10 protein-coding genes are annotated in these 9,562 nt (G+C 44.1%); all 10 read right to left on the bottom strand.

Annotated features, from left to right (window positions below):
- On the bottom strand, window positions 1-373 hold a 373-nt coding region (locus QVO88_RS06100; protein WP_288177825.1), incomplete at its 3' end, for a Maf family protein.
- Window positions 374-452: 79 nt separating this feature from the next.
- Entirely contained in the window at window positions 453-1,148 is a 696-nt protein-coding gene (locus QVO88_RS06095) for a zinc-ribbon domain-containing protein (protein ID WP_022287618.1), read from the bottom strand.
- Between the two features lie 18 nt (window positions 1,149-1,166).
- Entirely contained in the window at window positions 1,167-2,591 is a 1,425-nt protein-coding gene (locus QVO88_RS06090; RefSeq protein ID WP_288177824.1) for a SpoIID/LytB domain-containing protein, read from the bottom strand.
- A 210-nt stretch (window positions 2,592-2,801) separates the two neighbouring features.
- Window positions 2,802-3,902, bottom strand: coding sequence for a cell wall hydrolase (locus QVO88_RS06085; protein WP_265290846.1), 1,101 nt, complete (start codon window positions 3,900-3,902; stop codon window positions 2,802-2,804).
- Window positions 3,903-4,011: 109 nt separating this feature from the next.
- On the bottom strand, window positions 4,012-5,082 hold the full coding sequence (locus tag QVO88_RS06080; RefSeq protein WP_022287615.1) for a class B sortase: 1,071 nt from the start codon (window positions 5,080-5,082) through the stop codon (window positions 4,012-4,014).
- A 5-nt stretch (window positions 5,083-5,087) separates the two neighbouring features.
- On the bottom strand, window positions 5,088-5,627 hold the full coding sequence (locus QVO88_RS06075; RefSeq protein ID WP_022287614.1) for a CinA family protein: 540 nt from the start codon (window positions 5,625-5,627) through the stop codon (window positions 5,088-5,090).
- Window positions 5,628-5,979: 352 nt separating this feature from the next.
- Window positions 5,980-7,155 carry a tRNA uracil 4-sulfurtransferase ThiI gene (gene thiI / locus QVO88_RS06070; protein WP_022287613.1) on the bottom strand — a complete coding sequence of 392 codons (1,176 nt, stop codon included), beginning with the start codon at window positions 7,153-7,155 and terminating at the stop codon, window positions 5,980-5,982.
- A gap of 118 nt (window positions 7,156-7,273) precedes the next feature.
- Window positions 7,274-8,404, bottom strand: a complete 1,131-nt coding sequence (locus QVO88_RS06065) for a cysteine desulfurase family protein (RefSeq protein WP_022287612.1) — start codon at window positions 8,402-8,404, stop codon at window positions 7,274-7,276.
- Window positions 8,405-8,591: 187 nt separating this feature from the next.
- Window positions 8,592-9,203 carry a rubrerythrin gene (rbr, locus tag QVO88_RS06060; protein WP_022287611.1) on the bottom strand — a complete coding sequence of 204 codons (612 nt, stop codon included), beginning with the start codon at window positions 9,201-9,203 and terminating at the stop codon, window positions 8,592-8,594.
- Window positions 9,204-9,220: 17 nt separating this feature from the next.
- On the bottom strand, window positions 9,221-9,562 hold a 342-nt coding region (locus tag QVO88_RS06055; RefSeq protein ID WP_288177823.1), incomplete at its 5' end, for a PepSY1/2 domain-containing protein.

Genomic DNA, 9,562 nt, shown 5'->3' with positions numbered 1-9,562 from the left:
TGTAACGACAGCCTCTGCCAAGGGTAACGCCTGTTACAACATGATGAGTCTTGCCTGACAGCATTTTTAACATTCTTATGGCATCAGCTTCGTCCACAGGCTTACCGAGAACTTCCCCATCGCATATTACAACAGTGTCACAGCCGATAACAACGCTCAGGTCATAGACCGAAGCGATACATCTGCATTTTATCCCTGAAAGATACTCAGGGGCAAGTTCTGGTGTAACGTCCTCTGGTATTTTTTCGTCACAATCAGAGGGGATAACCCTGAAATTCTCACACATCAATGACAGCAGTTCTTTTCTTCTTGGCGACGCTGAAGCAAGTATAACATCATAATCCATAAGCTCGCTTGAAATATTCACTGACATAAAGATCTTCCTTTACTTCTTTTACTTCTTACTCAAAAAGGCAACGCACTTATTATCCTGCGCTGCCTTAATTTTTTTATTACAACTTCATTCCGCACTCTGAGCAGAACTTAACGCCTGCAGGCTCTTTGTGGCCGCACTGAGAGCAGAATACAAAACTGCTGTTTGCAGGCTCTTGCACCGGAGCTTCTGCTATCACCGGAGCAGGCTGTGGCATTGGTGCAGGCTGAGGTGCTGTTTCAGGCTGTGGGATAGGTGCAGCAGTCTGTGCCACAGCAGGCTCAGGGATAGGAGCGGCTGTCTGAACATTCTGCTGAGCAGGATTGCCATAAACAGGATTAGCCTGTGGCTGATTATAAGCAGGTGAAACAGGGTGATTATGATAGCCCTGACTGTTTTGTATAACAGGCTGTGCGCCCATTGGAACTGCACCGCCCTGAGCAGGCTGCTGATAAACAGGCTGAGCCATTTCAGGCTGTTTTGTTCCGCAGTTAGGGCAGAACGCCATATTCACTGGTATCTCGTGGCCACAGCCGGAACAAAGTTTCATTCCTCTGATGGTAAGAAGCTGTTCATTAAGATTTTTCAGTTCTTCAAGAGTTGCGTCTATCTGAGCAATAAGGTTTTTCACCTCCGGCTCTTCTATCTTGTCAGCCATTCTGAGCTTGACATATCTGCCTATCTCGGTATACTTATCGTTTATAAAGGCAAGCTTTGCGTCTATCTGTGCCTTTACTGCATTTTCAGGTGTATTCTTAGGTGAAAAAAATCCCATTTTTATTCTCCCTTTCGGTTATAATATTTCTTCTGTTTTTTGCTCTGTGGCGGTATTATCCTCAGGCTGAACGTCAGGCGAAGTTGTTGTAGTATCAGGTGCTTCTGTAGCAGGAGCAGTGGTAACAGTGCCGTTCTCGGTCGGCTGAGTCTGTGCAGGCTCACTGTTCTCTTTGCTGTCCCCTGAAGCGTTTCCGCCCTCGTCAACTATCTCTGAATCCTTTATCTCCTTATCTATCTCGTCCTGCGACATCTGACCTCTCTTTACAGCTTTGTCATTTACAGCCGACAGACCAAGATAGCAATTCACATAATAGTGAGTAAGTATCTGATCGTATGTATAGCCAGCCTCGGCATAATAGCAAGCGCCCCACTGCGACATTCCAACACCGTGACCCCAGCCATAGGACTTGAAAGTGAACACACCGTCCTTATAGCTTATCTCCATGGCGTTCGATTTCACATCAAAGAGGTTGCAGAGCGTGATACCTGTTATCCTAGCTTCACTGCCATCATAGGTACAGCTCGTATGACCGTCGATAGTCACTCCGCTTATATACTTTCCGCTGAAAGCAGAGTCTATTTTAAACCAGTTCTTCACGTCGTCGGAAAGCTTTATATCAGTTTGGCTCTCGATACGCTCCTTGACCTCGTCTTTTGTATATGTAGCTTCAATGCCCCAGTTAGGATCTTTATCGTCAAACTCACTCTTTACACGCTTGAGATACGGGTAAGAAACGCCCCATATATCCTCGCTGGTGGTAGAATAACCTGCTGTTGAAGCAGAATAAACTGCATTTATGATATTGCCGTTATACATAACGGTCTGACCCTCAACGGCATTTACACATCTTTCTATCTTTGAAGAATATCCGCTTTTAAGCCCCACCGTAGGTATAGCACCGATAGAATCGTTAAATCTGACCCATGTATAAGCCGCCACGGCCTGCGCCTTTATGGCTTCCTCGCCCCACTCACCGCCTATCTCACTGTTGACTATCTGACAGAGCAGTTCATGACCATTAAGAGTGACGATATTTCCTGAGATTATATCGTTGACAGTATAATACTCATCAGCGACGCTTCTTGTATCTGTAAAGTTAGCAGGGTCGTTCTTTATATCGTAATACTCGCCCTTATCCTCAGGCATTTCCACAGTAAACTCACTGGCTGAAGCCTTTTTCTTTGTGGTCTTTGCCTGCTTTTTCTGCTGAACATAAGACATATCATACTTATCCACAGAGGACTTTTTGAACTTCACAAAGTCATAGACCTCAGTAGCGGCAGTGGTCTTAACGCTTTGAGCTTCAACGTTTTTGACCTGCACCGCAGGGGCTTTTTCTGCGCCCACGCTTTTATTATCCAGCAGCAGCTCACCGCATATACCAACGGCAGTTATGCTCATTACCGCTGCGCAGACATTTGCACATATCTTTTTTGTCATCAAATTCATCGTCAAGACACTGTCCTTACCTTCAAGCGGTCACACCGCAAAACATTCCCAATGGCAGCAAAATACTCACTGCATACCTAAATAATAGTTTATCAAATACTGAAAAAAAGTCAAGACAAAGCTAAGTTTCGTCCTGACTTTTCAGCATAATATACAATTTTACATCTACAATATCGGCGTTTTAGCCAAAAACTTCAAATATTACTTGAAGTATCTCTGACCATCAAGCTCCATGCAGAATGTGAGTGATTCAAACCAAGACGCTGTACTTCCACCGCAATACTGTGGAGCGTAGTAATAAACTGCACCGTTTGAATTATCCTCGCCGTTCAGCGCTCTCTTTGCACAATCAATAGTGTTCTGAGTTGGCTTGTTTCTGCCACTGTAATAGCCGTTTATTGCAGTGAACTGATTTGGCGCTGTAAGAACGTCGCTTATAGAGCTTCCAAATCTGCCTGTTTTCACTCTGTTGATAATAACATTTGCAACAGCGATCTTGCTCTGCTCTGAGCAGTTTCCTACCTCGCCCTGAAGAACGTAGCAAAGCATATCAAATTCTTCATCTGTATAGCTTATAACAGAACTGTTCGAGCTTGATGTTGTTGCTTTCTTTGTTTCTGTCTTTTTTGTTTCAGACTTTGTTGTCTTAGCCTTTGTTGTCGTAGTCTTTTTTGTTTCAAACTTCTTAGCTGCTGTTGTAGTTTCGGACTTCGCAGCGGAAGTTGTTGTTACTTCTGCCTTTTTAAGATAGTCCTTCATTACATATCCGCTGTAGTCGCCGTATGTAACCTTATACCAACCGTCGCTTGTTTCAGCCGTAACGATAACTTCCTCGTCTGCTGCAACGATAGCTTCTATCTCTGAGTTCTTGTCAGCCTTTTCTCTGACGTTCACGATCTCAGTTGCGACCATTGTTACGTTATTGACCTTTGTTTCTTTTGCTGCATTTTTAGTAGTTTCTGTCTTTTTTGTTGTAGTGGCTTTGGCGGAAGTTGTTGTCTCAGACTCTGCCTGTGCCATTTTATACTCGCTGATACCCGCTTTTCTCCATGTAACGGTGTTCATTGAAGTATAGGTCTCATCTCTCTCAGTTTCTGCTTCTGTCACAGAAGTGGTCTTAGTGTTGGTTATTGCAGCTTTTGTGTCCTTCTGAGCCTCGTTGTTGCCGCTTGTAAGTGCAAAGATACTTACTGTACCTATCATCAGCACTGCCAGCGCACCGCTGCCCAGCATTGTTCCTACTTTCCTGACCGACGGCTTAGCTGTTCGCTTTATGCTGTCTTCAGTTTTTTTCTGCTTCATTTTAATCACATTACCCTTTCCGACCGTCTGCACGCAAACCGTCTTCACTGCCGTCCGTGAGCTTGACGTCAGCTAAAATTTATTTTACACCGATTTGGTGTAATAAACATCAATAATCCCAGCCGAAATACTTCTTATTGTTTCCGTATACGTTTCTCCAGCATTTAGGAAAATAAATATCCTTATTTGCCTTGTCCTTATAGGAATCTATTATAAGATCCAGGTTATCGTCAGCCGTCATTTTCTTTGCCACGATCACCCACCTGAGATTTGAAGTTTCGTTTGTACAAGTTGAGAGCGATATATACTTATCGTCTGCTGTACACTCGATATCGTTTGAATACCACGAACGCTTTCTCACTTCTGAGATCCAATCGTCAAACTTATAGTCAGCGTCGTCAAAATATCTGGTAGTCCAGTATTTGAAGAGCTTTCCGTCGTCCTGATTTTCAAGTATTCCCGTCACGAACGCACCCACGATAACATACTTACAGTTGCTGTCATAGATAGTATTGAACTCGATAACAGGATATTTCTTAAGAAAATCAACGCCCTTTTTATACTCAGTAAGGTGAGTAAAGGAAGTTCCCACATATCTCATGTTATGACCATATATCGTGATATTGTCAGACTGCCCGTCCTTATTTATGGTAGACCAGGCGTCTGCATAAATGCTTCCCGATTCGTAATACTGCTTGTCTATATTCTTGTAAAGATAATATTCATTATCCTTGCCTTTAAGAACAGGGAAGTTTATATATTCATCACCTGCGGAATTTTTAAAGCCGGGGATCTTTATCCAGCCTACGACGTCCTTGTTCCTTTTCAGAAGCTTCTTAGCCCAACCCTGAACTTCTCTGTCCTTCGTTGAAGCCTCAGGGTCAGAAACGTCAATATCGTCTGAGCCGTTATTCTTGCTCAGGTCAACGTCATCGCTAAAGTCAGGCTCGTAATTTACGATCTCCTGCATATAGTTCTGATCCTGCTCGTCGGCTTTCAGAAAATCTGAAAGCTCATTAAGAGAAACACAGAAAAGCACGATAGAGAACATGAACACTATCTTTCTGAACACTTCTCCTGCTCCGTCGCCCTTCCACGGGATAAAATATCTTACTACTCTTACAAAAAAGTTTGTATCGTCCTTTTCGGACAGATTCATTGTTTCATTAGCCATTGACATTTATTTCAAGCCTCCGCCTTTTGTTCATACAGTTCAAGCACCATTCTCAGTGCTGTTTCTGTTGTAAGCATACGGATCTTTCTTCTGTCCAAATTCTCATATTCTTTATAAAGCTCAAGCCGTCTGACTATTTCTTTCTGACGACTTCTCACTGAAACATACACAGTTCCCACAGGCTTTTCCTGAGAGCCGCCGCTTGGTCCTGCTATACCAGTAACAGCCACTGCACAATCTGCACCGAAAAGCTCCAGCGCACCCTTGCTCATCTCACTGGCTGTCTGCTCAGAATAAACAGTATACTGCTCCAGCGTTTCCTTTTTCACGTTCAGAAGCTTCATCTTTATTTCCTCCGTATAGGTGCAGGCACCGCCGAGGAACATTTCCGACGCTCCCGAAACGGAAGTGATCGTCTGGCTTATCATTCCGCCTGTACAGCTTTCCGCAGTACACAGCTTCCGACCGCTCTTTATCATATATTTTACTACACTTTTTGTAACTATGTCAATACTATCTGTAACCACTTTGTCACCTTCAGCAAATTTCATAGTAATAATCACCCCTTTTAGTTATATATTGCACATAAAAAATCGGCTCTTTTTGTCCATTTTGTTAATTCGACGTTTTTCAAAAACCAATGCTAATGGCAAGTTTTGTAAGCAGATGTTACACTTTTGTTACCAAATTACTGATTTTTCATTATTAACAAGCCCGTTCAACACCCTTTTGAACGCAAAGAAAAGCCCTGAAAATTCGGGGCTTTTCGGCATTTTTCACCATGGAAAGACACAATATTCGGGTACAAAAAAGCGTACAATTAAGCTACAAGCTGTTACAGTTTTAACCCGTTTGTAACCTTTTCACAGACACCATGCAACGGGTGTACGCCATGAAAATACGCTATGCGTTTCTGATAAGATAAGGCTTTGTTCCCTCGATAGCTTTCTGGATATAAGGCTCCCAATCGAAAGCGTTCTGAGCGGCTTCAACGTCTGCAAGATTTGGTCTTGTCTTAGGGTGCTTTGGCGTGAAAACTGTACAGCAATCCTCATAAGGGAGGATAGAGGTATCAAAAGTATCTATCTTTCTTGCTATCTCCACTATCTCAGATTTGTCCATACCAACGCATGGTCTGAATACAGGCATACGGCAAGCGGCGTCTGTGCAGACCATTGCATACATAGTCTGGCTCGCCACCTGACCAAGGCTCTCGCCTGTGACAAGTGCCTGAATGTCCTCCTTTTCGCATATCCTCTGAGCTATCTCCATCATAAGTCTTCTCATCAGGATAGTGAAAAGCTCCTCAGGGCAGTTATCTCTCAGAAGCTCCTGGATCTCCGTAAAAGGCACGCAGAAGAAGTTGATATCACCGCAGTAAGCAGTGATTATCTTGGCAAGCTTTTCAACTTTCATCTTCGCTCTGTCGGAAGTATATGGTGGAGCTTCAAAGTGGATAGCGGATATTATCGCACCACGCTTTGCCATCATATAGCCTGCAACAGGCGAATCTATACCGCCTGAGAGAAGAAGCATTGCCTTTCCGCTTGAGCCGACAGGTATTCCGCCAGCACCCTCGATAGAGCCTGCGTGAACATAGGCGTTCGTTTCTCTTATCTCCACTGTTACTACAACGTCAGGATCGTGAACGTCAACTTTAAGGTGTGGAAATCTTTCAAGTATCTTTCCGCCCATTTCTATACATATCTCAGGGGACTTGAATGGGAACTTCTTATCTGAACGCTTTGCGTCGACCTTGAAAGTTCTCGCAGTTTCCATTTCGTCCTCGATATAGTCAAGTGACTTTGTGAGTATCTCGTCCATATCCTTTTCCAAAACGCAGCAGCGACAGAGCTTAACAATACCGAAAATTTTCGACAGCTTTTCCACCGCCATGTCAACATCGCTGTCATCATTGAGTGGCTCAACATACAATGTAGACTGCGCCTTTGATACGCTGAACTGTCCGCAGCTTTTAAGTCTTCTTTTTACGCTCTTTGTCATCATGCTCTCGAAGCTTGATTTGTTAAGACCTTTCAGAGCTATCTCGCCATATTTGCAGAGAATGATTTCTTTCATAAATTTTATCCTTTCTTTACGAAAACTGCACAAAAAAAGTCCTCGTCAAAAACCTGTCAAAAGCGACCTTTTTCGCCGTTTCCCTTTATAAATAGTACAAAACATTTGTTTGCGTGTTTTACCTTACCTTGCACAGGTCATTCTGCGCAGACTTTATGCCCTCCATAAGAGCGTCGATATCGGCCTTTGTGGTGTCGATGCTAAAGCTTATCCTGATAGTGGAGTCAAGGCTCTGCTCGGGATATCTGAACTCTTTTAGCACGGAGCTTTTCTTGCCCTTTGAGCAGGCTGAGCCGCTTGAAACATATATCTCACGCTTTTCAAGATAGTGGAGAAGTACTTCGGACTTTAATCCATTGACGGCAATGCTTGTGACATAAGGCGAGCCGCCTTTTCGTGAATTTACGAAAACATCGCCGTTTTCGTTACACTTTTCTATGAGATAGGCTTGGATATCAGCCGCCTTTTCAAAGTTCGCAGAAACATTCGGCGCAAGCTTTTTCACCGCCGCACCGAAACCGCATATGAGCGGCACTGACTCAGTACCCGAACGAAAGCCTTTTTCCTGTCCTCCCCCAAGCATAAAAGGCGGTATATGAATGCCCTTTTTCACATACAGCGCACCGATGCCCTTTGGAGCATATATTTTATGACCGCTGAGGGATATCATATCGGCATTCAGCTTTTTGGCTTTCACAGGAATTTTCATAAATCCCTGAACGCAGTCGCAGTGAGTAATCACCTGGGGATACTTTTTCTTTATCATAGAAAAAGCCTTTTCCACAGGGAGTATGTAGCCGTTTTCGTTGTTCACAAGCATACAGCTAACAAGGAACGTATCCTCGTTCACAGCGGCAAAGATATCACGGGCGTTTATCTCGCCGTTCTCGTCAGGTGATATCCTTATGACCTCACAGCCCATATCTTCAAGCTCCTGGGCAGGATTTTTCACAGCAGGGTGTTCAACAGAGGATATGACAACACGCTTTTTACGTTTTCCGTGAGCCTTGTAAGCCCCGAAAATAGCGGTATTGTTGCTTTCAGTAGCGCCTGAAGTGAAATAGACCTCATCAGGGGTAACACCGAGAGCGTCGGCAATGATCTCACGAGCGTCAGAAACAAGAAGCTCAGCGTCAAGACCTGCTCTGTGCAGAGAAGAGGGGTTTCCGAAGACCTCCAAGCCTTTCATTACAGCCGCTTTAGCTTCATCACAAGGTTTTGTGGTGGCTGCATTATCAAGATATATCAATTATCACAAGTCCTTTCATGTTTTATCGCAGTTATTTTTATTATAACATATAATTGTGAATAATGCAAACAAATCGGGAAAGTGAGGAATGAGGAGTGAGGAGTGAGGAATTATGGTATCGCCTGCGGCGATGTATTTTTATAAAGCACAATGCGGCACGGCATTTTCAGCCGCACCGCACAGAGCACTATTTATCACAGTTACAATTACTTCCCCATGAAGCCATTGACAGTCTGATATAATATCCCTGCGCTTCTCCGCAAACAGGACACCTCTCAGGGGCTTGCGTGCCCTCCACGATATAACCGCAGTTCAAGCATACCCACGTTTCAGACTGGGAGGAAGAGAACAGCTTTCCCTCTTTCATAAGCTTGCCAAATGCCGCAAAACGCTTGCCGTGAACATTCTCTATCTTGGCGATATTGGTGAAGTCCTGAGCTATCTTTCCATAGCCCTCCTGCCTTGCGACATCCGCAAATGCAGGATAAACGTCGTCTGATTCCTGACGCTCGTTGTGGTCTGCCATACCAAGCAAGGTACACATATCCTCCGAAATATCCACAGGATAACCGCCGTCAACAAACACGCTCTCTCCTGACAGCTCTTTGAGATGTTCGTAAAATATCTTTGCGTGAACTTTCTCCTGATCGGCTGTGAACTTGAACAGGTCGGCAAGCACATAAAGCTTTTGCTGTCTTGCCTTTTCCTCCGCCATTGTGTAGCGGTTTCGTGCCTGACTTTCCCCTGCAAAGGCTCTCATAAGGTTATCCTTTGTCTTTGAATTTCTGAAATCTGACATTTTTTTATCCTCCTACTTTATACAGTCAGTGTTCCTGACTTGCTTTCCACAAGAATGAGTATCTGCTCCTCCTCAGCGGTCTGTGCATTTATATATACAAGCACGTTCCTGCCGTTTTCCGCCCTGCACCTGAACTCATAACACAGCTTCTCCTCCAAACCGTCGGTAGGGATAAGTGCAAGCCTGCCGGATACTATTTCAAGGCGTGGGGACACGCTCTCTTTCGCTCGGCTTTGGGATATATCCGCTTCGGGAATATCTCTGTCATAATGGTTCACCAAAAAGCCCTTTGCGTCAAAGCCTAATATCTCACCGTCGTCCATTGCTACTGATACCTTTATAAGGTCGGTGTAACAGCA

This window comes from Ruminococcus sp. CAG:57 (assembly GCF_000435935.1).
Lineage (GTDB): Bacteria > Bacillota > Clostridia > Oscillospirales > Ruminococcaceae > Hominimerdicola > Hominimerdicola aceti.
This window is presented reverse-complemented; position numbering and strand designations above follow the sequence as displayed.